This is a genomic window from Candidatus Pantoea bituminis, from assembly GCF_018842675.1.
GTDB classification, from domain to species: domain Bacteria; phylum Pseudomonadota; class Gammaproteobacteria; order Enterobacterales; family Enterobacteriaceae; genus Pantoea; species Pantoea phytostimulans.
The window spans coordinates 2,388,713-2,413,725 of sequence record NZ_JAGTWO010000004.1; the positions used below are offsets into that span (position 1 = coordinate 2,388,713).

Below are 25,013 nucleotides of genomic sequence, written 5' to 3' on the forward strand. Positions count from 1 at the left end.
AGTCAGAGGAACTACTAGATTTAGTAGTTGCTTTTTATTTAAATCAGTCCGATCGCTGCTGCATAACAAGCAATCTGCGTTTTATTGGAAACATTGAAACGTTTTTGCATCTTTTTTTGGTGAAAATTCACCGTGTGTTCAGAAATAGATAAAATAAGCGAAATCTCAACCGAGGTTTTTCCTTCGGCGGTCCATTTTAAAATTTCCAGTTCTCGCTGACTAAAGTCATTCTTCAGGACCAGCATCGAATCATCTTTCAAACGCTCTAGCACGCGCAAACTCAGCTCCGCCAGGAAGTGCAGTTTCACTTCCAACTCGACGCGCCGTTGTTGCGTGGTAAAAGGTTGATGCGATGATATAGATAATATACCAATGGCTCGATTTGGTGCCATTGCTGAACAAGAAAAACCACTGTGCAAGCCAAACTCGCCTGCTTCTTTCCAAAGATTGCCCGCGCCAGTAAACAGATCGGCAGTCCATTCAACGCCTCTGCCTGGTCTTTGACACAAAAGCAACACCGGATCTACAGCAAAGTAGTTCTGCTTTTCATATTGCTTAACCCATAATTTGGGATAAGTGCTGTGTACATGAATGCCCGGCCGGGTAAAAGGAACCGGATGTTGAATCAAAAAAGCAAAGCAATCAAATCCCAATGATTCGGTATAGCTCTGTAATAACCGCTTCAATTGGGGCGCAGCTGTTAAATGTTGAAATTGACTTTCCGCCTCAGCTCGCCAGGCGAAATAATTCTCGGTGGTCATATTCCCTCAACGTTATTCTCACGCAGATGCGTTTTGTTATTCATTATTCTTCACCACAAAATATTAATTGATTCGAGCAAAAATATTGATTGCTTAATGCGCAATAATTTAAGTAAAAAAATCCAAAGAGTTGAAAAAATAAACTTCAACCAAAAACCATGAAAGGTGAACCGGTGAAAAAGTGTTGAAGCACCGCAAACTTCCACCTTGTGTCAGAATAAGATTTTTCCGATAGGAATTCAATCTCTGAAAAGCAGACATCATCCTTCGACACAAAAAGGTTATGATTATTTGTGGGCAAAAATCAGAGGTTCAACCCCTAAATTATTTTTTATACAGTAAGTTAATGGTAGGCAAAATATAACCGAAGCGGTAAATATTGTTCATCACACCTAAAGAATTTACTGGCTTGAGACATTTCCGTCCGCGTGCTTTGAAGCTACGCTTATTCCATTGTCCGCCTTCAGTCCTCACCAGCAATCGGCATCGGGCAGCTTAGGGAGCAGATTTGCGCCGCGCTGCTGGACTTTAACTTTCTGTTTCAGGGGTTGATTATGATGGATAAATTGGCATTGCCTTTTTTAGTTTTAGGTCTTTGCACGGCGTTGATGATTGCTAAGGATATTTTCAAGCATCCTCACCCGGTTCGCGTAATGAATATCATTTGGCCAATCGCCGGACTTTATATGCCGTTCATTGGATGGCTGGCTTGGTGGTTTCTTGGGCGTCAACCCTCTCGTCAAGCAAATCTGGCTTTATTAATGCCGCAAAGAGCAGCCCGTCATAACAGCTGGCAGACAATATTTGTCTCAACCACTATTCCAGCAGCAGCCTGTATTTTTGGCGACGTAATAACATTACCTATAATTTCACTGCTAAATCATTTGAATATTCTGATAGTTATATGGCAAGAAGCGATCATTTCTTTGGTTCTTTCATTGCTTATCGGCTTATTTTTTCAAGTGCTCGCCATTAAACAGCGTGAAAAAATTCATTTTGGCGTGCCTTGTTAATAGCATTAAGAATCGAAACCTTTCCTTTGGTTATTTACCAAACAGGCATATTTATCTTTATGGCACTGGCCCTGAAATTTGTATTAAATCAACAAATCAACCCGCAGCTCAATGCCTTCTGGTTTATGCTGCAACTGGCAATGATGACTGGATTTGTTTTTTCCTGGCCAGCCAATCATTTCTTGATAAAGCGCGGTATCAATCCGGCACATTAATAGTGTATTAAATGCCGTACTACAGGCTCAACGACAATAGCCTGCACCGCGCATACCTAAATGGAAATGGCTGGCATGCGCAGCGTTATAATCTGGCCCCAATGCGTTACCGAATACCCGACATCCCTCCTGCCACAAGCTATGCAGCGTTTGCGCCTTCGCTGCGGGTTGCTGCCAGTTTTTGCCTACCTCAAGACGCTGTCCATTAGCCAATTGAAAAGCAGTAACATCCCAGGCATCCGCTGTGGCATGCTCGCTCAGTCGCCCCTCAGCGCGATGATAAATATTCCTACAGGCATAACTGCCAACGTGGCTGATGCGCACCAGCGGGCTTTGCTGCTGTTTTGTTATTTGATCGCGACTGCGTAAAACATACATGGTGCTGGCAACCGCCATCGGACAGCTCGCCAGAAAACTGCTGCTAAGACTTACCGGCCCAAATTTTTGGATGCGCAATGGATTAGCCAGCGGACATGCGCCCGTCACCGGCGAACGCTGGTTAAAACTGACTAATCCTGCTTGCTGAGCACGATTCATCACATCCAGACAGGCAACAGGATCACTCGCTAGCCGCTTCATTTTCAGTTGCGTCATCCAACCTGGCGGATCGGTAACTGCAAGTGGCGTGAAGGGATTGAACTGAGGCGGCAGATTCTTTTTGATCCACGGCAAACTTCCCCAACCCACCGCAATGAATACCAGTAACAGGATAAGCGTGCGCATTTCCCCTCTCGCAGCATGATGATAAGCAAAAGAAAAGTGTAGAAGCTCTCAGTTAATACGCAGTCAATCTGGCACAAAGTGATTAAAACTTACGCATCCTGACGCAATAGTGTGCTGCGTAAACAAAACCTGCCGACGATAAGGTGATGAAAGGTCACAATTGTTCAAAAAAATTACCGACTTCAAGGCGCTTTCCACTATCTTATGCCGACTTGCCCTTGAGGCAGACTCGCCTAATAACAGCCAGTAGAGCTGACACAACATCAAGACAGGAAAGACAATCATATGGTTGATCACTCTAAAGACGCGGTGGTTACGCAGGAGAACCCCGAAAAACTGCAGCGTAGCCTGCATAATCGCCACATCCAACTCATCGCAATCGGCGGTGCCATTGGCACTGGGCTGTTTATGGGCTCGGGTAAAACCATCAGCCTTGCAGGTCCTTCGATTATTTTTGTTTATATGATCATCGGTTTTATGCTGTTCTTCGTCATGCGTGCCATGGGCGAACTGCTGCTTTCCAACCTTGAATACAAATCTTTCAGTGACTTTGCTGCCGACCTGTTAGGGCCTTGGGCAGGATATTTTACCGGCTGGACTTATTGGTTCTGCTGGGTTGTCACCGGTATTGCCGACGTAGTAGCGATAAGCGCCTATTTCCAGTTGTGGTTCCCCGGTTTCTCAATATGGATGAGCGCCCTGCTTTGCCTGTTTGTCTTTGTGACGCTGAATGTCGCCACGGTAAAGTTGTTCGGTGAGATGGAATTTTGGTTCGCGATTATCAAAATCGTCGCCATTGTCGCGTTGATAGTCACCGGTATCGTACTGGTTTCAATGCATTATCCTTCGCCAGGCGGCGGGACTGCATCACTGAGTAATATTTGGGATCATGGCGGCATGTTCCCGAAAGGGTTAAGCGGCTTTTTTGCCGGCTTCCAGATTGCGGTGTTTGCCTTTGTCGGCATCGAACTGGTGGGTACCGCGGCTGCCGAAACACACGATCCGCATAAAGTTTTGCCACGCGCTATCAACGCCATTCCGCTGCGCGTGATTATGTTTTATGTGTTGGCGCTGATGGTAATCATGGCCGTGACGCCGTGGACCGCAGTACAGGCCGATCGCAGCCCATTTGTTGAGATGTTTGTCCTGATTGGCTTACCGGCTGCCGCCAGCATCGTGAATTTTGTTGTACTGACTTCTGCGGCTTCGTCTGCCAACAGCGGCATTTTCTCCACCAGCCGCATGTTGTATGGCCTGTCACAGCAAGGCGTGGCGCATCGTGCATTTGGACGTCTTTCAGCGCGCGCAGTGCCGACTACCGGTCTGTTTTTCTCATGCCTTTGCTTGCTGAGTGGCGTGGCGCTGATTTATCTGATCCCGGATGTCATGACAGTATTTACGCTGGTGACGACGGTCTCAGCGATTCTGTTCATGTTTGTCTGGACAATCATCCTCTGTAGCTACCTGGTTTATCGCAAAAAATATCCACAGCGCCATGCAAAGTCGGCGTTCAAAATGCCAATGGGTAAATTGATGTGCTGGGTTTGCATCGCTTTCTTCGCTTTTGTGCTAGTGCTGTTAACCTTGCAGGAAGATACGCGTCAGGCATTAATGGTGACGCCAGTGTGGTTTGCCTTGTTGACGCTGGGTTGGTTATTGCGCCGTCGCGCTAGTCGCTAACTCATTTAGAATGACAAAAAAGCCCGGCCAATCATGGCCGGGCTTTTTATTTACAGACGATCGGCTAGCGCGCTAAAGCTGGCGCTCAACGCAGGCCGAGCTGAAGGTAGCCGCTGCGGATGGGTTTCCCACTGCTGGGGCGAGCCGAGATTAAAGGTAAACGTATAGTTTTGCCCTTCTCCCATGCGTAAGTCAGCAATTGTGATCTTGCCATTTTTCTCATTCATCGCATAAAAACCGTGGCTGAACCAAGCCACACGTTCGGCATACCAGTCTCCTTTTAACTGTGCAAACAGTTCAGGATGACGAGGCTGCCAGCTAACCTTAAGCGGACGATTTGGCGACAGCAGCGACCAATAGGCTTCGCCATAACGATCGGGGTAATGACCACGCTGCGCCACACCAACGTGTTAAACGCAGTGGGTGTGACCAGCACTTTGTCGGCTGGAAGACCCTGATCAACCAGTGATTGCTTAATCTCTCCGGTAGCAATGCTCTGGATCACCACGCCCCATGCCAGATAAAGCGTACTCAGCGCCAAACCGATACGGTTCCAGCGCAAGCCAGGATCGCCTCGTCGCCACAGGGCAACACCAAGACAAATCAGCAGCGGCAAGGTATAGAGCGGATCAACAATATAGATGCTGCTCACTGCATAAGGATGATCGGTGATCGGCAGTCCAAGCTGCGTACCATAAACAGTCATCAAATCCAGCAGCGGGTGCGTAATCAACGCTAACCAAATGGCAGGCCACCACGCTTGCCATTTCACGTTGCCACGAAAAAGGCCCGCGACCAACCACGCCAGCAGCGGCGAAACCAGCGTCAAATAGAGCAAAGCGTGGCTTTCGGTACGGTGTAAAGTCATGTTGCGAATGGCATCGCCGTGATCAAGAAAGACATCAAGATCGGGTAACGTGCCGCATACCGCACCCACGGCGGCGGCTTGCCAAAGCGGGACGCGTCGGCCCATCACCGCCACGCTGACGGATGCCCCCAGAACAAACTGCGAAACAGAATCCATTTTTTACTCCGTCGCAACAACGTATGGCCGTAAAATTAACGCACGCGGATACCTTCAATAATCATGCGCTGCACATTATCTACCGTCTGATCGAAAAATTGCGGATCGCTCAACGTTTGCCCAGTTACCGCCTCAACCTGACTGGCGAAATCGGCGTAATGCTGCGTGGTTGCCCACAGCATAAAGATCAAATGCTGCGGTTGTACGCCAGCCAATCGACCTTCATCAATCCAGCGTTCAATAATCGCGGCTTTTTCATCCACCAGCTGTTTGAGATCGCCAGCCAGTTCGCCCTTCAATAGCGGTGCGCCTTGCAGCATCTCCAGACAAAACAGCCGTGATGCCTGCGGGAAATCGCGTGACACTTCAAGTTTCAGGCGAATATAGCGGCGTATAGCCATCAGCGGATCTTGATCGTGGGCTAACGCGCGAAGCGGTGCCAGCCATACGTCAAGAATCTCTTTCAGCACGGCTACGTACAAAACTTCTTTGGAAGGATAGTAATAAAGAAGATTGGTTTTCGAGACATCGGCGCGTTCGGCAACCTGGTCTAGCGTAGTGCCGTGAATACCGAATTGCGAGAAGAATGCCAGCGCAGCATCCAGGATAGCTGCACGCTTGGCCGCTACAGCTCGCGAACGGCGCGTTGGTTTTTTTTCATCTGTTTTCACACTGTTACCTTATCCGCTCTCCATCCCCGCATCATAGCAAAGCTGCCGGCAGCTGCCCATTTCTGCTCTTGCACCTTTTTTGCTCAGGTTGCATGGAAAACGTGCAGCTTATTTTGACCAGATGGTCCAAAACAGACCAATCACTCCAGTTAACTCTTTCGAGTTATATTTAACCTTTTGTTATTACTCGATTTACAAATTGTGGCACAGCCTTTGCAAAATCTTTGATTGAGCGCCGCCATCAAGGATGACGCAGGATGCAGCGCAGCGCGTGAAACAGTCCCACCCTAATTAATTGAGGTTTCACATGAAGATAGGCGTCTTTATTCCGATTGGTAACAATGGCTGGTTGATTTCATCTACTGCACCGCAGTACAAGCCGACTTTTGAACTGAACAAAGCGATTGTGCAGAAAGCTGAGCATTATCATTTCGATTTCGCGCTGTCGATGATCAAACTGCGCGGCTTTGGCGGAAAAACGGAATTCTGGGATCATAACCTCGAATCTTTCACGCTGATGGCAGGTCTGGCCGCCGTGACTTCACGCATTGAGATCTATGCAACCGCCGCCACGCTGACTTTACCGCCGGCCATTGTGGCGCGCATGGCCGCCACCATTGATTCCATTTCCAACGGGCGCTTTGGCGTCAACCTCGTCACCGGCTGGCAAAAACCAGAATATGAGCAAATGGGTTTGTGGCCTGGTGATGAGTATTTCGGTAGCCGCTACAAATATCTGACCGAATATGTCACGGTGCTGCGCGATCTTTGGGGCACCGGCAAATCAGACTTTAAAGGTGACTTTTTCACCATGAATGATTGCCGCGTCAGCCCGCAACCGCAAAAACCGATGAAAGTGATCTGCGCGGGTCAAAGCGATGCGGGCATGGCATTTTCGGCGCAGCATGCGGATTACAACTTCTGCTTTGGCAAAGGCGTCAATACACCAACGGCGTTTTCCTCGACCTCAATACGCATGAAACAAGCGGCAGAAAAAGCGGGCCGCGATGTCGGCTCTTACGTGCTGTTTATGATCATTGCGGCGGAAACCGATGAAGAAGCACGCGCCAAATGGGAACACTACAAAGCGGGCGCCGATGAAGAAGCGCTGGCCTGGCTGACCACACAAAGTCAGCAAGATACCAAATCGGGTAGCGACACCAATGTGCGTCAAATGGCTGATCCGACTTCAGCAGTAAACATCAATATGGGCACGCTGGTCGGCTCCTACGCCAACGTGGCTCGCATGCTGGACGACGTCGCTGAAGTTGACGGCACGCACGGCGTGTTACTGACTTTTGATGACTTCCTGCAAGGTATTGAAGATTTTGGTCAACATATCCAACCGCTGATGGCTTGCCGCAGCGCACTGATTGATGCTCAGCAAGAGGTAGCTTAATGAATACGGTTTATTGCGCCCACACGCCCGACATTCCCCAGGTTGAACTGCCTGCACGTCCTGAAGCTATCGCCTTCCCGCCCAGTCAAACGGCGTTGATTGTGGTGGATATGCAAAATGCCTATGCCACTCAAGGCGGCTATCTCGATCTGGCGGGGTTTGATGTTTCAGCCACCAAACCGGTGATTGCCAACATTCACCAGGCGGTAACGGCTGCACGTGCAGCGGGTATTCAAATCATCTGGTTTCAGAATGGCTGGGACGATCAGTACGTCGAAGCGGGCGATGCAGGTTCACCCAACTTCCATAAATCGAATGCCCTGAAAACCATGCGCAAACGTCCTGAATTGCAAGGCACCTTGTTATCAAAGGGCAGCTGGGATTATGCGCTGGTTGACGAACTCACACCGCAAGCTGGCGATATTGTGCTGCCAAAACCGCGCTACAGCGGCTTCTTTAACACGCCACTCGACAGCATGCTGCGCAGCCGTGGCATTCGCCATTTAATTTTCACCGGTATCGCGACCAACGTCTGTGTGGAATCGACATTGCGCGACGGCTTCTTTCTGGAATATTTCGGCGTGGTGCTGGAAGACGCAACCTATCAGGCTGGGCCGACTTTTGCCCAACAGGCCGCCATTTTCAATATCGAAACGTTCTTTGGCTGGGTATCCAACGTCGATACTTTTTGCGAAAGCCTGCAACCCTCCGTCTAAAACGGTTTCACCTGCTGATAAAAAGGAAACGTTGCTATGCCGAAAAGTGTGATTATCCCGCCAGGTACCACGACGCCCATTGCGCCTTTTGTTCCGGGAACGCTGGCAGATGGCGTGGTTTATGTCTCGGGCACATTGCCGTTTGATGAAAATAACAACGTGGTGCATGTCGGTGATGCGGCCGCGCAAACCCGTCACGTGCTGGAAACCATCAAGAAAGTGATCGAAACCGCAGGCGGCAGCATGGAGGACGTCACGTTCAACTCCATTTTTCTTACCGACTGGACAAACTATGCAGCGGTGAATCAGGTCTATGCCGACTATTTTCCTGGCGAAAAACCGGCGCGCTTCTGCATTCAATGCGGCTTGGTCAAACCGGACGCCTTAATCGAAATCGCCAGCATTGCGCACATCGGTAAACAGGAGGCGTGATGCACGTTGAAATTCATGGCCAGCCTGCTGACGAAGCGCCCACGCTGGTGCTCTCTTCCGGGTTGGGCGGTGTTACCGGCTTTTGGCAGCCACAGTTAGCGACACTTTGTGAACGTTATTGCGTGGTGCTGTATGACCAACGCGGCACCGGGCGTAGTGCTGATACGCTGCCGGAAGGCTACAGCATGAAAATGATGGCGGCAGAGTTAGCAGAGGCGCTAACTCTGCACGGTATAACAAAATTTGGCATTGTTGGTCATGCGCTAGGCGGCTTGATCGGTTTACAGCTGGCGCTTGATTACCCAACACGCGTTGAGCGCGTCGCGGTGATTAATGGTTGGTTAACGCTTAATGCGCATACCCAACGCTGTTTTCATGTGCGTCAGGATCTGCTGCTCAACGTAGGCATTGATGCCTTTGTCCGGGCGCAGCCGCTGTTTCTTTATCCCTCTGAGTGGATGGCGCAGCATCAGGCGCGGCTGGAACAGGAAGATGCGCATCATGTCGCCCATTTCCAGGGAACGGAGAATCTCTTACGCCGTTTGAACGCATTGATGACGGCTGACTTCAGCACCCGCGCCGCCAGTATTACATCGCCGGTGTTGGTGATATGCAGCCAGGACGACTTGCTGGCGCCGTGGAGTTGTTCAGTACAGCTCGCTGCCGCCTTGCCTGATAGCCAGCTGGTAGAAATGCCGTGGGGCGGCCATGCAATGAGCGTGACCGATCCTGAACCGTTTAATGCACTGCTCATGCAGTGGCTGAATGACACCGACACTGTGCTAAAAACAGCGCACGTGGCGGACTAAACCGACGAAGCCGGAGAAGAGTATGAGCAGAGAAGATCTTCCACCCTTGGTGGAAAAACAGGACTTCCGCAACGCCATGTCGAGGTTGGGCGCAGCCGTCAACATTATCACCACTGAAGGTCCTGCAGGCCGCGCGGGTTTCACCGCCTCGGCGGTATGTAGCGTAACGGATTCACCACCCACTTTACTGGTGTGCTTAAACCGTTCGGCCTCGGTTTACCCTGTATTTCGCGAAAACATGCAACTGTGTGTCAACACGCTGGCATCGGGTCATGAAGCACTTTCAACGCTGTTCGGTGGCAAAACACCGATGCCGGAACGCTTCATCGCGGCAGAGTGGACCACCGCGATCACCGGTTCCCCCATTTTACAGGGCGCGGTGGCTTCTTTTGACTGTCGCATTAGTCAGATTGTAAGCGTGGGAACACACGACACACTGTTTTGCGAAGTACTGGCGCTGGTACGCAACGACGACACGCATGGCCTGATGTGGTTTGATCGCGGATACCATCCTCTTTTGCGGCAGGAAGCCTGTTAATCCGCCGGCTATTAGCTGACCTTTCATAGCGAAATTGCGCGGCCCCGGCATTTATCTCTTTTTGGAGTAAACGATGGCGAGTTCCTGGTTTCCTCAGTGGCAAAAGAAGTCGGCAGTAACCGATAACGGGCTGATCGCCCCCGATGAAACGTTGCCAGCGGGACAAACAATTGTTCTCGGCTTGCAACACGCAGTCGCGATGTTTGGCGCGACGGTATTAATGCCGCTACTGATGGGGTTGGATCCCAACCTGGCGATTTTAGTTTCAGGTATTGGCACGCTGCTGTTCTTCTTTGTTACCGGTGGTCGCGTGCCCAGCTATTTGGGATCCAGCGCCGCCTTTGTCGGGGTGGTGATTGCCGTTACCGGCTTCAACGGTCAAGGCCTGAATCCTAACCTCAGCATCGCGCTGGGCGGCGTTATCGCCTGTGGTTTGCTGTATACGCTGATTGGTTTCGTGGTGATGAAAGCCGGTACGCGCTGGATTGAAAACCTGATGCCGCCGGTGGTAACGGGTGCGGTAGTGATGGCGATTGGTTTGAATCTGGCGCCCATTGCTGTTCACAGCGTCTCTGCCTCCTCCTTCGACAGCTGGATGGCGGTAATGACCGTTTTATGTATTGGCTTGGTGGCGGTATTTACCCGTGGCATGATTCAGCGGCTGCTGATTCTTATTGGCCTGATCGTAGCCTGGGCAATCTATGCGCTGCTGACCAACGGTTTAGGATTTGGCAAACCGGTGGATTTCACCCTGCTCGCTCAAGCGCCTTGGTTTGGACTGCCGCAAACCACCGCACCCACGTTTGATATGCAAGCCATTGTGCTGATCGCGCCGGTGGCAATTATCCTGGTAGCAGAAAACCTCGGACATATTAAAGCAGTAGCAGGTATGACCGGGCGCAATCTCGATCCCTACATGGGGCGCGCGTTTGTCGGCGACGGTCTGGCCACTATGATTTCTGGCACCCTGGGCGGCAGCGGCGTCACAACCTATGCCGAAAACATTGGCGTCATGGCGGTTACCAAAGTCTATTCCACGCTTGCGTTTGTCGCAGCAGCGGTGATTGCGTTGATCCTCGGCTTCTCACCTAAGTTTGGTGCGCTGATTCACACCATTCCCGGACCGGTGATTGGCGGCGCATCCATTGTGGTCTTTGGCTTGATTGCTGTGGCGGGTGCGCGTATTTGGGTGCAAAACCATGTCGATTTTAGTCAGAACGGCAATCTGATTATGGTGGCAACAACACTGGTTTTAGGCGCAGGCGACTTTGCGCTGAAAATTGGCGAGTTCACGCTGGGCGGTATTGGCACCGCCACGTTTGGTGCGATCATCCTTAATGCTATTCTGCGCCAGCGCGGTAAGGCACTGGCCGAGAATAAGATTGTCGGTTAGTTACTCAAGCGGTGTCGGCGCTCGCTGCACCGCTTTTTCCGCTTAAAACGCAGTTCGCTAACAATCACACCGCAAACAATCAACGCACCGCCAAATAAAGCGGCGGCCGGTAAACGCTCACCAGCAATTCGACCGACAACCCCTGCCCACACCGGTTCGCCGGCATAAATCACGGTAGCTCGGGTTGGCGATACGCTGCGCTGCGCCCAGTTCATCGTCACCTGAATTAACGCGCTGGCCGCGCCCAAACCCAGCGCACTCAACAGCAATGTCGGCGAAAACGCAGGCAGAGATTCGCCATTGGGTATCATCAGAAAAAATGCGCAAACAGAGGCGACAGCCAGTTGAATTAACGTTACGCGGCGCACATCGACCTGGCCGGCAAAGCGACTAATCAGGATAATCTCAGCCGCGATCGCTAATGTACTGATCAGGGTAGCAATCTCGCCCTGATTTAAATTGATGCGCCCATCTTGCGGCCCTGCTACCAACAGCAAACCACCAAAGGCCAGCGAAATCCCCAGCCACGCCATCACACTTGGTGGACGACGCAGAAACACCCATTGTAATAACGGCACCACCGGCACATAGAGTGCGGTTAAAAAAGCCGACTGGCTGCTGGAGATGGTTTGCATGCCATAGGTTTGCAATCCGTAACCGCCAGCAATCGAAAGGCCAATCAGTGTGCCCGCTTTTATTTCCATCCAGGTTATTGCGGCTAAATAGCGTCGAAAAAACAACGCCAGCAGCAGTGCCGCCGTGGCAAAGCGCAGGCCAACGAAGAAAAAAGGCCCGGAGTACTGCACAGCGCGGTGCACCACCAGAAAAGTGCCGCCCCAGATCATCGTTATAAAAATTAAAACCAGCTCCTGGCGCGAAATGCGCAAGGATAAACTGCGGATAGCGTCCGACATAATTCACCTGCAAAGGGATTCGGGCGCCATTTTGCGGAGTGAAGGGAGATAAAGCAATGATGTTAACCGCCGGTATTTCCCGGCGGCAAAAGAGGATTAGGCATCAGCAGATTTTTTATTACTGCTGCGTCCGCCTTTTTCGCCAGCACGTGCGGCGCGTTGTGGGTCATTTTTAAAATTGCCGCCGCTGTTCTTACCCCTTTCCGTCCGGCTTCTGCCGCACGTTCACGGTTTTCGGCGAAATTTCCTGAACCTCCACGATGTGTAGCCATAATTTACTCCGGTCGCTTAATCGTGTTGCTGAAATCATCATTTACCCGGACTGGCGTAAAGCCTGTTGATTGCCGATTTATACAGCAGCGTTTCATACAGCAATCATGATTAAAGCTTAGCCAGTTTTCGCTCACGCCCCGGCAACCGTTACATTTAGCAACAGATAATGCGCTGGCAATTTGCATAAATATCGAACATTCAACCAGCTTTTAATGCAACGTCTGCCGGTTAAAGGTCCTAAAAATGGTTTTGCTCCTGCCTCAGACTCGCAGCGCAATAAAGCTCTTCTATACTTCTTTTTACGCTAAATAACCTGAGAGAGATGTTGATGGCTAAGATCCTGGTGCTCTATTACTCAATGTACGGACATATAGAAACGATGGCGAATGCGATTGCCGAAGGTGCCCGCAAAGTCCCAGGCGCAGAAGTCGATATCCTGCGTGTGCCAGAAACCATGGATGCAGAACGTTTTGCACAGGTTGGCGGTAAAACGCAACAAGCTGCTGCAGAAGCCACGCCCGACATCCTCCCACAGTACGATGCCATAATTGTTGGAACACCCACCCGCTTTGGCAATATGTCTGGTCAAATGCGTACCTTCTGGGATCGCACTGGCGGACTTTGGGCTTCTGGTGCCCTGTTTGGCAAAATCGCCAGCGTCTTCTCCTCAACGGGAACCGGTGGCGGGCAAGAACAAACTATTACCTCGGTCTGGACCACGTTAGCCCATCACGGCATGGTGATTGTCCCAATTGGTTATGGCACTAAAGAGCTGTTCGATATCTCGCAAGTCCGCGGCGGCACGCCTTATGGTGCAACGACGCTGGCGGGTGGTGATGGTTCGCGTCAGCCCACGGAAGATGAACTGAATATCGCCCGCTTTCAGGGTGAACACGTTGCCGGGCTGGCAGTTAAACTCAAGGACTAATTTTACTCTGGATTTCATTTAAGGAGACCTTTATGGCGACCGATCAAGCGAAAACACATCACGTTGGCGAATGGGCCAGTCTGCGTCACACCTCACCTGAAATTGCTGAAGCCATCTTTGAAGTGGCAAATTATGACGAGAAACTCGCCGAAGAGATTTGGCGTCAGCAAGGCAGCGATGAAGTCCTGTTCCGCGCCTTCGATAAAACCGATAAAGACGTCCTGACCTGGGATGACAAAACCGTAGAACGTAAAAACGTTTAATTCTGAGGCGGGATTTTCCCGCCTCACATTTTTAAGTTATTGACCAAGGAGCGCTGTATGTCTTCCTATCAAAGTATCAATCCCGCTAACAACCAGTTGCTGAAAAGCTGGCCTTCCCACGACGCGACGGCAGTAAGCCAGGCGCTGGACGTGGCCGATCGCCTGTTCCATTCCAGCTGGAGCAAAGGGGATATTCAGCCGCGCGTGCAGGTATTAAAAAAACTGGCCGACCTGATTGACAGTCGTGCAGAAGAGCTGGCCACTATCGCCAGTAAAGAGATGGGTAAACTGATCGGCCAGAGTCGAGGTGAAGTAAAGATTTGCTCTCAAATCGCCCGTTATTATGCCGAGAACGCTGAACGTATTCTGAAACCACAATCTTATCCCAGCGAGCTGGGTGAAGCTTGGGTAGAATATCATCCAATTGGCGTGCTGGTAGCCGTCGAACCGTGGAACTTCCCTTATTATCAGCTGATGCGTGTGCTGGCACCGAATCTGGCGTTGGGTAATCCGGTGCTGGCCAAACACGCCAATATCGTGCCGCACTGTGCCGACGTATTTGAGAAGCTGGTAAAGAAGCTGGCGCACCAGAAGGTGCCTGGACCAATCTGTTTATTTCAACCGACCAAGTGGCTGACCTGATTGCTGATAACCGCGTGCAAGGCGTTGCGCTAACCGGCTCCGAACGTGCGGGCAGCGCGGTCGCGGAGCAAGCCGGTAAGCATTTGAAAAAATCCACGCTGGAATTGGGTGGCAACGATGTGTTCGTGGTCATGGATGATGCGGATATCGATGAAGCAGTACGCCAGGGCGTGCAGGCGCGACTCAGTAACTGCGGTCAAGTCTGTACGGCCGCGAAACGCTTTATCCTGCATGAGAAAATTGCGGAGAGCTTTATTTCAAAATTCAGTGCTGCGTTATCTTCCGCGACGCTCGGCGATCCGCTGGATGAAAAAACCACGCTCGGCCCTCTTTCATCCAGTGATGCGCGTGATCGACTCGTTAAACAGGTTGATGAAGCGGTAGCAAACGGGGCAAAAGTGCTGACAGGCGGCAAAGCGGTAGCGGGTGTCGGCTGCTATTATCAGCCCACAATCCTGACCGATATCAAACCGGACAATCCTGCTTATTATCAAGAGTTCTTTGGCCCAGTGGCACAGATTTATGTTGTGGGTGACGATCGCGCGGCGGTTGCGCTGGCCAACGATTCTCATTATGGCTTGGGCGGATCAGTTTGGACTCAAGATATTGATCGTGGCCGTAAGCTGGCTTCAGCAATCGAAACCGGTATGGTATTTATTAATTCGCAGAGTGACACTTCAGCTGAACTGCCATTTGGCGGCGTAAAGCGTTCAGGCTACGGACGCGAACTTTCTGATCTGGGCATTAAAGAGTTTGCCAATCAGAAGTTGGTGGTCATTTCCGGCTAAACCTTTCTGATTCACCACCATAAAAAAACCCCGTCTTGACGGGGTTTTTATTTATTGCAGCTAATGTGGAATTAACTCGCGGCGACAGGTTCTTTCGCTTTTTCGTTGTTTTCCACTTGAGCCGGCGCTTTGTCTGCGGCAGCTTTATCTGCAGCGGCTTTTGCTTTGTCGGCTGCCGCTTTATCTGCTTTGGCCTTCTCTTCTGCGGCTTTTGCATCCGTGGCTTTTTGCGCGGCGGCTTTTTCAGCTGCGGCTTTCTCAGCAGCCGCTTTATCGGCTGCGGCTTTGTCTGCTTTTACTTTCGCATCGTCGGATGCAGGCGCGGCAGGCTGAGCGGAAGCAGGTTGCGCAGCTGGCTGTGGCGCGGCGGCGGGTTGCATTGGCGTGCCTTGCAGCGCACCGTTCAAAGCCTGGGAAAATTGATCCCATGCGCAATAGCCATTCGCGTCGGTTTGGCAACCTGCCAGTTGAAGCGTTACGCGCTTAGGCGGATTTTTCAGGCTTAAAACATCAGCATTACGCAGTTGATCGGCTGTTTGATAAACATATTCGACTTTCAGCAGATCCTTGTCATTTTTAGCATCATGCCAGCGCTCAAAGACGACCTGACCGCCGATGGGCGTTTTCTCGTAGGTATCTGGCAGCTCGTAAGGTTTAACCTGCAGCGCGCTTAGCAGTGAAGCGATGTTGGAATCATGTCCCACCATCAACGTAATCTTAGGCGCGTTGGCTTTATCTTGATCAACTAACTGGCTACGAATGTAATCCACCAGCGGCGCAGCGACTTCACGCGCGACATCTGGGCTGGTGAACAAAGCATCTTGATAACCATTTTTTATGGTTGAAAGCTCTTTCCATTGTTCAGGCGTTTTGATCTGACCCCAGGCAACCTGATCCAGCGGGAAACCTTCGTAATATTGCAGTGTAAAAGCATCCATCAACGAATTACCCACTTTCAGCGGGCCGCTAACGTTGGGCTCTTTGCCGTTGTCTGCGGAGAAGGTGTTCTCGGCGTTGCTCAGGTCACACTGCTTTTTGTTATTACAGGCAGGCGCTGATTTGTAATCAACAATCTTTTCCAAACGTTGGAAAGCAGGCTTTAAAGAGAGTTTTTCATTAGCCGCAGCCATAGCGGCCAGCGCTTTTTTATTGAATTCATCACTGTCGTCAGTGACGACTGGATTAAAGATGGGATCCATGGTGCCCATAGCGTCCTGATGCGTGACAGCAACATCACAACCCGGGAAAGCACCATTAATGAAGAATTGAGCGGTCGCGACAGTGCGCTGCAGGCTGTTAGCGTAAACAAAAACATTATCGCTATCTGGGCAACTGCCGTTCTTTACCAGACCTTGTTGGGCTAACCATTGGCGGGTGTAATTGCCCATATAAACTTCCAGCACGCCACCTTTGGTCGTCAACTGTCCGCCCGGTACATCCCATTGCGGCCAGTTTTTCTTGGTCGATTGCTCTAACACGCTGCCATTGTCGGCCAGTGGTGCGCGTAAGTTATGTCGACTCAACATCAGCACCTGCTGTAGCTGCATATCACCGTCAGCGGCTTGCGCCATCGTTCCGATCGGTAATGCAGCCAGCACCGACAATGCGCAAAGACTCAGTTTCTTGATCATTGTGCCTATTCCATATATTCAGTAGAGAAACACTCAGGCTATCAACCGATTAGCTCGCTTAAGAGCGAATTGCTGCACAGTGTAACTCAGCTCGCCTCGGAAAAGCGCCAGTGGATTGTAAAAACAGTTAATGGACTATAGCAGAGTTGCTGCAGTGAGTTGCAGACGTGACAGCAGATTGAAAAGCAACGGGATGTTTTTCGGAATCACTGAAGGGAAAGGACAAAAACGAAACAGGCCAGCACGAATGCTGGCCTGTAGAATGTGGCGGAGGAAGAGAGATTCGAACTCTCGGATGGTTTCCCATCGGCGGTTTTCAAGACCGCTGCCTTAAGCCGCTCGGCCATCCCTCCGTGTAATGCTTTGTACTGCGTGCGGCAAAAACGTTATGCGTTACGTTTCTGCTATTTCATCATTTTACATTGATGAAGTGGCGGAGGAGGAGAGATTCGAACTCTCGGATGGTTTCCCATCGGCGGTTTTCAAGACCGCTGCCTTAAGCCGCTCGGCCACCCCTCCGCAATGAGGCGCACTATAAACATCCCCCTGAGAGATGTAAAGCCTGCTTCAATTCGTTCGGCTGAAAAACAGTCAAAATAGAATTATTTGTTGTCAAAATCACCACTCTGCTCAAAGAATTAGCGGTTTGACGCGTAAAGAAGGGTAAAACGACTTTTCCCCTTTTATTGCACTGCGTATTCTCAGCGCATATTTGGTGTTCTGCTAACAGGAGCGCAACATGAACAGAATGGACAGAGTCGCAACATCATCGTCGCAGCAGTCGCTGCTGAGTACGCACACAGTTTTGCGTAATACCTATTTTCTTTTGGGCCTGACACTGGCTTTCTCAGCGGTGACTGCCACAGCCAGCACCGTGCTGGGCTTGCCCGCGCCAGGTTTGATCTTAATGCTGGTCGGTTTTTATGGACTAATGTTCCTTACTTACCGTTTAGCAAACAGCCCAATGGGCATTTTGGCTGCATTCGCCTTTACCGGCTTCCTGGGCTACTGCCTCGGCCCGATCCTGAGCTCGTTTCTGACGGCCGGAATGGGTGATGTGATTGCGCTGGCGCTGGGCGGAACCGCTTTAGTGTTCTTCTGCTGCTCGGCTTACGTATTAACGACACGTCGCGATATGTCCTTCTTGGGCGGCATGATGATGGCAGGCTTTATTGTGCTGCTGGTTGCGGTCGTGGCAAACCTCTTCCTGCAGCTGCCTGCACTTCACCTCGCAATCAGCGCCCTGTTTATCCTCTTCTCAGCGGGTGCGATTTTGTGGGAAACCAGCAACATTATTCACGGTGGCGAAACCAACTACATTCGCGCAACCGTGAGTTTGTACGTGTCGCTGTACAATATCTTTGTGAGCTTACTGAGCATTCTGGGCTTCTCGCGCAGCAACTAATCGGTCACAACGGATTTCACAAAACCTCGCTTCTGCGGGGTTTTGCTTTTTATGACGGCGTATTTTGTTAAAATGCGCCGTCGTTTTTTATGAGGAATTCAGGTGAATTTTAACGGTATTGAAATTGCAGTCGACGCCGAAGGCTATTTAAAAGATGGCAACGACTGGAGCGAAGCGCTGGCGGCAAAGATTGCTGAGCAGGAAGAGATTACCATGACCGAGGCTCATTGGGAGGTGGTGCACTTTGTACGGGCGTTTTATCTTGAATACAACACATCGCCAGCGGTGCGGATGTTGGTAAAAGCCATGGGCCAGAAATATGGCGAAGAAAAAGGCAACAGCCGCTACCTGTTCCGCCTGTTTCCTGACGGTCCCGCCAAACAAGCAACAAAAATTGCCGGTTTGCCCAAGCCCGCGAAATGTCTTTAATTAACCTGTGGTGAAATTCTCTGGTGCCTGCGCAGGCTGGTGAGGTTCGATTAAAACGTTATCAACATGCGCACTGCGCGGCCCGCCAGCTTTTAACCAATCAATTAAGGCTTCAACCTGCTGCGCTTCTCCGTAGGCCAAAACCTCTACGCTGCCATCATCAAGATTACGTGCGTAACCGAACACACCGAGCTTCTTAGCCTGCGCTTGCGTGCTGTAACGGAAACCCACACCCTGGACCTGACCTTGTACCCATGCTTTAAAACAGGCTGCTGACATTATTCTCTCCTGCTGCTGTTCGTTGCATTTTCCCGCTATCCACCGGACAATAGCGCCTCATTTTTTCAGGTAAGCATAGCAAACTATGACAGTTCGATTGATTCTTGCGAAGGGACGTGAAAAATCCCTGCTCCGTCGTCATCCTTGGGTTTTTCTGGTGCGGTCGCTCGCATGGAAGGCAAAGCACAACTGGGTGAAACCATTGATGTCTGTGACAGTAACGGCAAATGGCTGGCCCGCGCCGCTTATTCACCGCAGTCGCAGATTCGTGCCCGCGTCTGGAGTTGGCAGCAGGATGAATCCATCGACATCGCTTTTTTCGTGCGCCGCTTTGAGCAAGCACAGCAATGGCGAAAGTGGCTGGCGGAACGTGATGGGCTGGATAGCTACCGTTTGATTGCGGGTGAGTCAGATAATTTGCCTGGCGTTACCATTGATCGTTTCGGCAATTTTCTCGTGCTTCAACTGTTGTCAGCAGGCGCGGAATATCAGCGCCCTGCCATTATTTCTGCATTGCAGCACTGTTTCCCTGAGTGTGCTATTTACGATCGTTCTGATGTAGCGGTACGTAAAAAAGAGGGTATGGAGCTGACACAAGGTACCGTCACCGGTGAGTTGCCACCGCCGCTTCTGCCTATAACAGAACATGGCATGAAATTGTTGGTTGATATTCAGGGTGGCCATAAAACCGGTTATTACCTTGATCAACGTGACAGCCGCCTGGCAACACGCCGCTATTCTAAAGATGCTCGCGTGCTTAATTGCTTCTCTTATACCGGCGGTTTCGCGGTTTCTGCCCTGATGGGTGGCTGCCGAGAAGTAATCAGCGTGGATACCTCTCAGGATGCGCTGGATGTTGCTCGTCAAAACGTTGAGCTCAACAACCTTGATGTTTCGCGCGCCCAGTTCCAACGTGATGATGTTTTCAAACTGCTCCGACGCTATCGTGACAGCGGTGAGAAATTTGATCTTATCGTGATGGATCCGCCGAAGTTCGTCGAAAATAAAAACCAGCTAATGGGCGCTTGTCGCGGTTATAAAGACATTAATATGCTAGCTATTCAGCTGCTTAATCCCGGTGGCGTATTAATGACTTACTCCTGCTCGGGTCTAATGGCTACCGATTTGTTCCAGAAAATCATTGCGGACGCCGCCATTGATGCGGGTCGCGAAGTGCAGTTTATTGAGCAATTCCGTCAGGCAGCCGATCACCCTGTTATCGCCAGCTATCCAGAAGGTCTTTACCTGAAAGGGTTTGCTTGCCGCGTAATGTGACTTGAAAAAACTGTTCTTGACGCCATATTGATCAGAGGACAGTTTTTTCGGAGGTCATAATGATTGCCAGTAAATTTGGAATTGGACAGCAGGTACGACATCGCCTTTCAGGTATTTTGGGTGTGATTGTGGATGTCGATCCAGAATATTCATTGGATGAACCTAAGTTGGATGAGGTTGGCGCTGCGGAAAAAATGCGTGCCGCGCCTTGGTATCACGTGGTAATGGAAGATGAAGAAGGCGATCAGGTTCACACCTACGTCGCCGAGATTCAATTATCGGGTGAAACCACCTTTGAACACCCGGAACAGCCTTCACTGGATGAACTTGCTGCATCGGTTCGCAAACAGTTACAGGCTCCGCATCTACGCCATTAACAGGTGGCGGCTGTGTTAATCGCCGCCACTTTTGTTATGCGTGTTTAGCTGAAATCCCCAACCGTGGGATTTCCATTTTTGGGCAGCGATCCATAATCACCGTCATCCCAGCATCTTGCGCCAATACTGCAGCTTGCTCATTAATCACGCCGAGCTGTAGCCATAGGGTTTTCGCGCCTATAGCAATGGCCTCCTGCGCCACGCCCCATGCCGCTTCAGAATGACGAAACACATCCACCATATCCACTTTGCCCGGAATATCTGCGAGACTCGCGTAAGCGGTTTGACCTAATAACGTTTGTCCTGCCAGTTTTGGGCTCACGGGGATCACGTCATAACCCTGATCAAGCAGATATTTCATCACGCCATAACTCGGGCGCTCAGGACGATCGCTGGCTCCTACCAGCGCAATACGTTGCGTACGCGTCAGCACATCACGAATCGTTTGATCATTCATTTTCATCTCCTTTAGCGACAAGCTTGATTGTAGATTGGCAGAACGAACAGTGGGCCATGTACAGCGGTAATTATTAGGGCTGACGCACGAATAAATATGTTTAAATGTAAATTTACTGCCATAATGTAAGAATTTGCTACACACATCCCTTGCGCCCTATTTCCTGGAGTTGAAATGAAGCTGTCGCTGGCTGTCACGGGGTTGATGCTTTTCCTCGTAACGGCGTCCTGTTCTGCCATTACATTGAAGCTCGATCCACAGATCGATCTTCTCGTGCTTGATGGCCGCAAAATTTCGGGTTCACTGCTTAAAGGGGCCGACAGCTTAGAATTAGACCGAGGCCAACACCAGTTTCTGTTTCGTGTAGAACAACTGCGTGATGACCATAAAGATGCTTCGTTACGCTACCAATCCATACCCATGATCGTCACGTTTAACGCCGAAGTGAAAACCATCACAATTCGTTTGCCGCCGCTGGATAATAAGCGCGCTCGCCACCATTTTGATCGCACATTAAACTTTCAGCTCGTTGATGAACATGGCAAAGAGATCGTCAGTATGCGTGATCGCTTGCCTGTCGCCGCGGGTGTTGATATGGAAAAAGCGATGTTGAATTACAACCGCGACGACCATATCGCCTCCGTTCCGCAATTCGCTAAAACAACTGCCGCTCCGCCTTCAGCCCAACTTACTGCCGATCTCGCGTGGGCCGATCAGCCTGAATTACCCTCACTCAAACGTTGGTTTCAGCGTTTTGATGAAGCGACTCGCCAACAATTTCTCAACCTCGTCAAAATGTTACGTACAAGTTGATTACGTTCAAGTTGATAGAGAGGAAAGCCAAGAGGTAAACTCGTGCAACAAATCTGGCGCACGTGACATTATCGGGAAGCCTCTATGGAACAAACGGCTCGTACTCTTGGCGTAAAAAAACATATCGCATTGGTTGCTCACGATCACTGCAAAGCCTCGCTGCTTGAATGGGTTAAGCAAAACCAGCCCGCACTCGGCACGCATGAACTTTACGCAACCGGCACCACCGGCAACTTAATCAATCGTCATACCGGTCTTGATGTTAACGCTATGCTAAGCGGACCGATGGGGGTGATCAGCAGGTGGGCGCAATGATTGCTGAAGGGAGAATTGATGCGCTGATTTTCTTTTGGGATCCGCTTAATGCGGTGCCGCACGATCCCGATGTAAAAGCATTGCTGCGCCTTGCCACAGTTTGGAACATTCCTGTTGCGACAAACCGGACAACAGCAGACTTCATTATCCAGTCACCGCTGTTTGCCCAGTCCGTCGAGATTCAAATCCCTGACTATCAACGCTATTTGGCAGAGCGCCTAAAGTAACTCAGGCCTTGCGTAAAACCGGCACGCCAAGTTCGCGGAATTGATCGACGAAAACGGATGGTTGCTGCTTATCGAACATAAGAAACACCTGCTGGCGCGCGCGCGTCAGCGCAACATAAGCTAACCGGCGCTCTTCGGCATCCGGGAAAGCTTCTTCTTGCGGTAACAAGCCTTGCTCCATGATGGATTCGCGCGCCTCAGCCGGGAAGCCTTCTTTGCCCTGCTGTAATCCCAGTAAAATGACGTAATCTGCCTGCTGCCCTTTGCTGGCATGTATCGTCATAAACTCAAGTTTAAGTTTTGGCCATTTCGTTTTGGCCTTCTGCAAGACTTCCGGTAATAAATAGTGGTAACGCGCTAAAAGCAATATCCGCTCGTCGGGTTTGGCGTAGCCACTCAATTTATTCAACAGCGGTTCAAGCTGATCTTGCGATAAAAGCGCTATCGATTTCTTATTGCCTTTGATTAGGCTGTTAAGCGGCTTACGCAACTGATGAGGATTTTGCTGAATGAAACGGTTGGCAATATCACCAATGCGATCGTTAAAGCGATAAGTGGTGTCCAACACACAGCGATCGCCTTCACCGAAATAGTGATGAAAAGCGGTAGTCAGACTCATTTCAGCTCCGCTAAAACGATAAATGGCTTGCCAGTCATCACCCACTGCAAACAGCGTCGTCCGTTTATTTTGCTGACGTAGCGCAGTTAACAAGGCCGCACGCTGCGGTGAAATGTCCTGGAACTCATCCACCAGAATATGCTTCCAGGGGCTGATGAAACGCCCTTTTTCAAGAATGGCTACTGCCTGATGAATTAAGCCAGAAAAGTCCACTGCGCCCTCTTCTTTCAGCGCTGTTTTCCAGGCCTTAAGCAGCGGAGCCATCAGCTTCACGCGTTTACTGAACAGGTCACGCCTCTCTTCGCTCACGTCAGCTATCATCGCTGCCTGCGCACCACCATGCATACGCATTAATCCCAGCCAGCGTTCAAGGCGCGATGACAGACGTTTCGCTAGAGCATCATCCTGCCAAAATGCACCTTCCGGCACTTCCCATTCCAACTCATCACGCAGCCATTGTCGCCAGCCGTTAGCTTGTGCTTTTTTCTCATTACACTGCTGACGCCATTCGGTAATCAGCAATTCACGACGCGCATCAGCATCGCTTTCTAATTTACTGATAAGAGGCTGTTTATTGCTGCCCTCGCGAATAATGTGCAGGGCTAATGAGTGGAACGTTCGTGCCTGAATCTCACCAGCGCCTAACCGGGACTGAATGCGATCGTTCATTTCGTCTGCTGCCTGACGACCAAACGCTAACAGTAAGATTTGATCCGGTGCCGAGAGTTTACGCTGCATCAGCCAGCCTGCACGCGCAACCAGCACCGAGGTTTTGCCGCTACCTGCTCCAGCCAGTACCAGCAGCGCATCCTCACCGTTAACCACGGCTTCACATTGCGAAGGATTGAGCGGTGTCGTTTCGACGGTGGAGAAGAAATCTTTATAGTGCGCCAGCATTTTCGCTGTCCAGTCACCATTGCGCACTTTTAATGCAACTTCGCCCTGATCCAGCCAGTGCTGGCAGAAGGCCCAATCCTCGCGGGTATGATCGAATTCAGTGAGGCGCGACAAAGGCAATGGCAAGGCGTCGAATTGCTTTACGATTTTCTCTTTTAATGACTGGAGCTCGCTTCGTTTTATCCAACGATCCTGATCGCCAAACCCGTTGATCTCTTCACGCAAGGTATGAAGCACCTCACGACATACATCACTCATTTCGTGACTCCAACTTTGCCACGATTGCAGAAGGTAATGATGAAAACGCTGCGTTTCCTGCCATTCGGTGCCGTGCAGTCGCACCACTTTATCTTCAGCTAATAAGAACTCAAGTTCGCCCCACACCAATCCGCGCTTGCAGGTAATATTCAGCAATTGGTTAAAAGGAATTAAATACTCATGCTTATCCCCGCTCACTTCTACGCCAGCGGCGAGTAAACGAACCCGATTATAAGGATGTTGAGCAAGTCGCTTGCCCATGGATGTTGCTTTCAGTTCCACGTCCACACCAACGACTAAGAAAAGGATTATGCGGAGTTTACCTGTCAGACACTTGGCGCTCCAGCCTTAAAACAGGCTAAACTTGGCGGCACATCTTGCGAAATGCAAAAGGAAAAGATTGTCATGCGCACCGTTTTAAATATTCTCAACTTCGTCTTGGGCGGTTTTTTCACCACGCTGAGCTGGCTTTTTGCCACGCTGGTCACCATCGTCTTGATTTTTACGCTGCCACTAACGCGTTCCTGTTGGGAGATCACTAAGCTGTCATTGCTGCCTTTCGGTAATGAAGCGGTGCATGTGGATGTACTGCGTCCTGATGAAAAGAGCCATATCCTGAACAGCGGCGGTACCTTACTGAATATTTTATGGTTGCTGTTTTTTGGCTGGTGGTTATGTCTGGCGCACATCTCTGCGGGCATCGTTCAATGCCTGACAATTATTGGTATTCCGGTCGGCATTGCTAACTTCAAGATTGCCGCTATCGCACTATGGCCGGTGGGACGCCGCGTCGTTTCGGTTGAGGAGGCGCGTGCCGCACGCGAAGCCAATGCCCGTCGTCGCCATTAA

At 50.6% G+C, this 25,013-nt stretch carries 22 protein-coding genes, 2 tRNA genes and 6 pseudogenes; 18 read left to right on the forward strand and 12 right to left on the reverse strand.

All coding sequences use genetic code 11. From position 1 onward, the window contains the following. Positions 1-38 precede the first annotated feature (38 nt). Positions 39-761, reverse strand: a complete 723-nt coding sequence (locus tag KQP84_RS15055; protein WP_215847137.1) for an autoinducer binding domain-containing protein — start codon at positions 759-761, stop codon at positions 39-41. A 761-nt stretch (positions 762-1,522) separates the two neighbouring features. Between KQP84_RS15055 and KQP84_RS15060 the strand changes: the two are divergent. After that, positions 1,523-1,989, forward strand: a pseudogene (locus tag KQP84_RS15060) (DUF4396 domain-containing protein). A gap of 27 nt (positions 1,990-2,016) precedes the next feature. Here the strand turns inward: KQP84_RS15060 and KQP84_RS15065 are convergent. Continuing rightward, complete coding sequence (locus KQP84_RS15065; protein WP_215847138.1) at positions 2,017-2,712, reverse strand: extensin-like domain-containing protein; 696 nt, start codon at positions 2,710-2,712, stop codon at positions 2,017-2,019. Between the two features lie 285 nt (positions 2,713-2,997). On the opposite strand from KQP84_RS15065, the gene cycA reads away from it, so the two are divergent. Further along, complete coding sequence (gene cycA, locus KQP84_RS15070) at positions 2,998-4,392, forward strand: D-serine/D-alanine/glycine transporter (RefSeq protein WP_215847139.1); 1,395 nt, start codon at positions 2,998-3,000, stop codon at positions 4,390-4,392. 50 nt (positions 4,393-4,442) lie between these two features. Here the strand turns inward: cycA and KQP84_RS15075 are convergent. Next, positions 4,443-5,416: pseudogene (locus KQP84_RS15075) on the reverse strand (metal-dependent hydrolase). 35 nt (positions 5,417-5,451) lie between these two features. After that, entirely contained in the window at positions 5,452-6,087 is a 636-nt protein-coding gene (gene rutR, locus KQP84_RS15080) for an HTH-type transcriptional regulator RutR (RefSeq protein WP_215847140.1), read from the reverse strand. A gap of 307 nt (positions 6,088-6,394) precedes the next feature. On the opposite strand from rutR, the gene rutA reads away from it, so the two are divergent. The 6 genes from rutA to rutG all read left to right on the forward strand — a co-directional run bounded on the left by rutA (position 6,395) and on the right by rutG (position 11,374). Further along, positions 6,395-7,486, forward strand: coding sequence for a pyrimidine utilization protein A (gene rutA, locus KQP84_RS15085; RefSeq protein ID WP_215847141.1), 1,092 nt, complete (start codon positions 6,395-6,397; stop codon positions 7,484-7,486). Beyond that, positions 7,486-8,202 (forward strand): pyrimidine utilization protein B, encoded by a 717-nt coding sequence (gene rutB / locus KQP84_RS15090; RefSeq protein ID WP_215847142.1) that lies wholly within the window; start codon positions 7,486-7,488, stop codon positions 8,200-8,202. The genes rutA and rutB overlap by 1 nt, the downstream gene beginning before the upstream one ends. Before the next feature lie 36 nt (positions 8,203-8,238). Next, complete coding sequence (rutC, locus tag KQP84_RS15095) at positions 8,239-8,634, forward strand: pyrimidine utilization protein C (RefSeq protein WP_215847143.1); 396 nt, start codon at positions 8,239-8,241, stop codon at positions 8,632-8,634. Further along, positions 8,634-9,443, forward strand: a complete 810-nt coding sequence (gene rutD, locus KQP84_RS15100) for a pyrimidine utilization protein D (protein WP_215847144.1) — start codon at positions 8,634-8,636, stop codon at positions 9,441-9,443. The genes rutC and rutD overlap by 1 nt, the downstream gene beginning before the upstream one ends. Positions 9,444-9,465: 22 nt before the next feature. Further along, positions 9,466-9,981: an NADH-dependent FMN reductase RutF gene (gene rutF / locus KQP84_RS15105; RefSeq protein ID WP_215847145.1), complete on the forward strand. Its 516-nt coding sequence runs from the start codon at positions 9,466-9,468 to the stop codon at positions 9,979-9,981. A gap of 73 nt (positions 9,982-10,054) precedes the next feature. Next, positions 10,055-11,374: a pyrimidine utilization transport protein G gene (rutG, locus tag KQP84_RS15110; protein ID WP_215847146.1), complete on the forward strand. Its 1,320-nt coding sequence runs from the start codon at positions 10,055-10,057 to the stop codon at positions 11,372-11,374. Here the strand turns inward: rutG and KQP84_RS15115 are convergent. Together KQP84_RS15115 and KQP84_RS15120 are read right to left on the reverse strand one after the other, a co-directional pair. Then, positions 11,371-12,288, reverse strand: coding sequence for a DMT family transporter (locus KQP84_RS15115; RefSeq protein ID WP_215847147.1), 918 nt, complete (start codon positions 12,286-12,288; stop codon positions 11,371-11,373). The two genes, rutG and KQP84_RS15115, sit on opposite strands and share 4 nt — an antisense overlap. Before the next feature lie 96 nt (positions 12,289-12,384). Then, positions 12,385-12,560, reverse strand: a pseudogene (locus KQP84_RS15120) (con-10 family general stress protein). A 329-nt stretch (positions 12,561-12,889) separates the two neighbouring features. Between KQP84_RS15120 and wrbA the strand changes: the two are divergent. The 3 genes and pseudogenes from wrbA (at position 12,890) to KQP84_RS15135 (ending at position 15,182) form a co-directional block, all read left to right on the forward strand. After that, positions 12,890-13,489 (forward strand): NAD(P)H:quinone oxidoreductase, encoded by a 600-nt coding sequence (gene wrbA / locus KQP84_RS15125; RefSeq protein WP_215847148.1) that lies wholly within the window; start codon positions 12,890-12,892, stop codon positions 13,487-13,489. Between the two features lie 32 nt (positions 13,490-13,521). Continuing rightward, on the forward strand, positions 13,522-13,752 hold the full coding sequence (locus KQP84_RS15130; RefSeq protein ID WP_215847149.1) for a YccJ family protein: 231 nt from the start codon (positions 13,522-13,524) through the stop codon (positions 13,750-13,752). A gap of 57 nt (positions 13,753-13,809) precedes the next feature. Next, a pseudogene (locus tag KQP84_RS15135) lies at positions 13,810-15,182 on the forward strand (NAD-dependent succinate-semialdehyde dehydrogenase). Positions 15,183-15,253: 71 nt separating this feature from the next. Here KQP84_RS15135 and agp read toward each other — a convergent pair. From agp to KQP84_RS15150, 3 genes are all read right to left on the reverse strand, one after another. Beyond that, on the reverse strand, positions 15,254-16,813 hold the full coding sequence (agp, locus tag KQP84_RS15140; RefSeq protein WP_215847150.1) for a bifunctional glucose-1-phosphatase/inositol phosphatase: 1,560 nt from the start codon (positions 16,811-16,813) through the stop codon (positions 15,254-15,256). Between the two features lie 265 nt (positions 16,814-17,078). After that, positions 17,079-17,166 (reverse strand) — tRNA-Ser (locus KQP84_RS15145). A gap of 78 nt (positions 17,167-17,244) precedes the next feature. Further along, positions 17,245-17,332: transfer RNA gene (locus tag KQP84_RS15150), tRNA-Ser, on the reverse strand. A 229-nt stretch (positions 17,333-17,561) separates the two neighbouring features. Here KQP84_RS15150 and yccA point away from each other — a divergent pair. Next, complete coding sequence (yccA, locus tag KQP84_RS15155; protein WP_215848304.1) at positions 17,562-18,218, forward strand: FtsH protease modulator YccA; 657 nt, start codon at positions 17,562-17,564, stop codon at positions 18,216-18,218. Between the two features lie 102 nt (positions 18,219-18,320). After that, positions 18,321-18,647 carry a TusE/DsrC/DsvC family sulfur relay protein gene (locus KQP84_RS15160; RefSeq protein WP_215847151.1) on the forward strand — a complete coding sequence of 109 codons (327 nt, stop codon included), beginning with the start codon at positions 18,321-18,323 and terminating at the stop codon, positions 18,645-18,647. Here the strand turns inward: KQP84_RS15160 and yccX are convergent, their stop codons facing one another. Then, the gene (gene yccX, locus KQP84_RS15165; RefSeq protein ID WP_215847152.1) at positions 18,648-18,926 is read right to left on the reverse strand and encodes an acylphosphatase; all 279 of its coding nucleotides are present in this window, start codon (positions 18,924-18,926) and stop codon (positions 18,648-18,650) included. Positions 18,927-19,011: 85 nt separating this feature from the next. Here yccX and rlmI point away from each other — a divergent pair. After that, positions 19,012-20,201, forward strand: a pseudogene (gene rlmI, locus KQP84_RS15170) (23S rRNA (cytosine(1962)-C(5))-methyltransferase RlmI). A 59-nt stretch (positions 20,202-20,260) separates the two neighbouring features. Next, on the forward strand, positions 20,261-20,578 hold the full coding sequence (gene hspQ, locus KQP84_RS15175; RefSeq protein WP_215847153.1) for a heat shock protein HspQ: 318 nt from the start codon (positions 20,261-20,263) through the stop codon (positions 20,576-20,578). Positions 20,579-20,612: 34 nt separating this feature from the next. Here hspQ and KQP84_RS15180 read toward each other — a convergent pair whose 3' ends face one another. Continuing rightward, the gene (locus KQP84_RS15180) at positions 20,613-21,035 is read right to left on the reverse strand and encodes a CoA-binding protein (RefSeq protein ID WP_215847154.1); all 423 of its coding nucleotides are present in this window, start codon (positions 21,033-21,035) and stop codon (positions 20,613-20,615) included. Between the two features lie 174 nt (positions 21,036-21,209). On the opposite strand from KQP84_RS15180, the gene KQP84_RS15185 reads away from it, so the two are divergent. Continuing rightward, positions 21,210-21,848, forward strand: a complete 639-nt coding sequence (locus KQP84_RS15185; RefSeq protein WP_215847155.1) for a YccT family protein — start codon at positions 21,210-21,212, stop codon at positions 21,846-21,848. Positions 21,849-21,932: 84 nt separating this feature from the next. Next, a pseudogene (locus KQP84_RS15190) lies at positions 21,933-22,390 on the forward strand (methylglyoxal synthase). Between the two features lies 1 nt (position 22,391). Here KQP84_RS15190 and helD read toward each other — a convergent pair. Further along, a complete protein-coding gene (gene helD, locus KQP84_RS15195; protein ID WP_215847156.1) occupies positions 22,392-24,446 on the reverse strand; it encodes a DNA helicase IV in 2,055 nt (684 codons plus the stop codon). 123 nt (positions 24,447-24,569) lie between these two features. On the opposite strand from helD, the gene KQP84_RS15200 reads away from it, so the two are divergent. After that, the gene (locus KQP84_RS15200; RefSeq protein ID WP_215847157.1) at positions 24,570-25,013 is read left to right on the forward strand and encodes a YccF domain-containing protein; all 444 of its coding nucleotides are present in this window, start codon (positions 24,570-24,572) and stop codon (positions 25,011-25,013) included.

Excerpts from the sequence above, each read along its gene's own strand:
- KQP84_RS15055 (WP_215847137.1), bottom strand. The coding sequence starts at position 761 with ATGACCACCGAGAATTATTTCGCCTGGCGAGCTGAGGCGGAAAGTCAA.
- KQP84_RS15065 (WP_215847138.1), bottom strand. The coding sequence starts at position 2,712 with ATGCGCACGCTTATCCTGTTACTGGTATTCATTGCGGTGGGTTGGGGA.
- cycA (WP_215847139.1), top strand. The coding sequence starts at position 2,998 with ATGGTTGATCACTCTAAAGACGCGGTGGTTACGCAGGAGAACCCCGAA.
- rutA (WP_215847141.1), top strand. The coding sequence starts at position 6,395 with ATGAAGATAGGCGTCTTTATTCCGATTGGTAACAATGGCTGGTTGATT.
- rutB (WP_215847142.1), top strand. The coding sequence starts at position 7,486 with ATGAATACGGTTTATTGCGCCCACACGCCCGACATTCCCCAGGTTGAA.
- rutC (WP_215847143.1), top strand. The coding sequence starts at position 8,239 with ATGCCGAAAAGTGTGATTATCCCGCCAGGTACCACGACGCCCATTGCG.
- rutD (WP_215847144.1), top strand. The coding sequence starts at position 8,634 with ATGCACGTTGAAATTCATGGCCAGCCTGCTGACGAAGCGCCCACGCTG.
- rutF (WP_215847145.1), top strand. The coding sequence starts at position 9,466 with ATGAGCAGAGAAGATCTTCCACCCTTGGTGGAAAAACAGGACTTCCGC.
- rutG (WP_215847146.1), top strand. The coding sequence starts at position 10,055 with ATGGCGAGTTCCTGGTTTCCTCAGTGGCAAAAGAAGTCGGCAGTAACC.
- KQP84_RS15115 (WP_215847147.1), bottom strand. The coding sequence starts at position 12,288 with ATGTCGGACGCTATCCGCAGTTTATCCTTGCGCATTTCGCGCCAGGAG.
- wrbA (WP_215847148.1), top strand. The coding sequence starts at position 12,890 with ATGGCTAAGATCCTGGTGCTCTATTACTCAATGTACGGACATATAGAA.
- KQP84_RS15130 (WP_215847149.1), top strand. The coding sequence starts at position 13,522 with ATGGCGACCGATCAAGCGAAAACACATCACGTTGGCGAATGGGCCAGT.
- agp (WP_215847150.1), bottom strand. The coding sequence starts at position 16,813 with ATGATCAAGAAACTGAGTCTTTGCGCATTGTCGGTGCTGGCTGCATTA.
- yccA (WP_215848304.1), top strand. The coding sequence starts at position 17,562 with ATGGACAGAGTCGCAACATCATCGTCGCAGCAGTCGCTGCTGAGTACG.
- yccX (WP_215847152.1), bottom strand. The coding sequence starts at position 18,926 with ATGTCAGCAGCCTGTTTTAAAGCATGGGTACAAGGTCAGGTCCAGGGT.
- hspQ (WP_215847153.1), top strand. The coding sequence starts at position 20,261 with ATGATTGCCAGTAAATTTGGAATTGGACAGCAGGTACGACATCGCCTT.
- KQP84_RS15180 (WP_215847154.1), bottom strand. The coding sequence starts at position 21,035 with ATGAATGATCAAACGATTCGTGATGTGCTGACGCGTACGCAACGTATT.
- KQP84_RS15185 (WP_215847155.1), top strand. The coding sequence starts at position 21,210 with ATGAAGCTGTCGCTGGCTGTCACGGGGTTGATGCTTTTCCTCGTAACG.
- KQP84_RS15200 (WP_215847157.1), top strand. The coding sequence starts at position 24,570 with ATGCGCACCGTTTTAAATATTCTCAACTTCGTCTTGGGCGGTTTTTTC.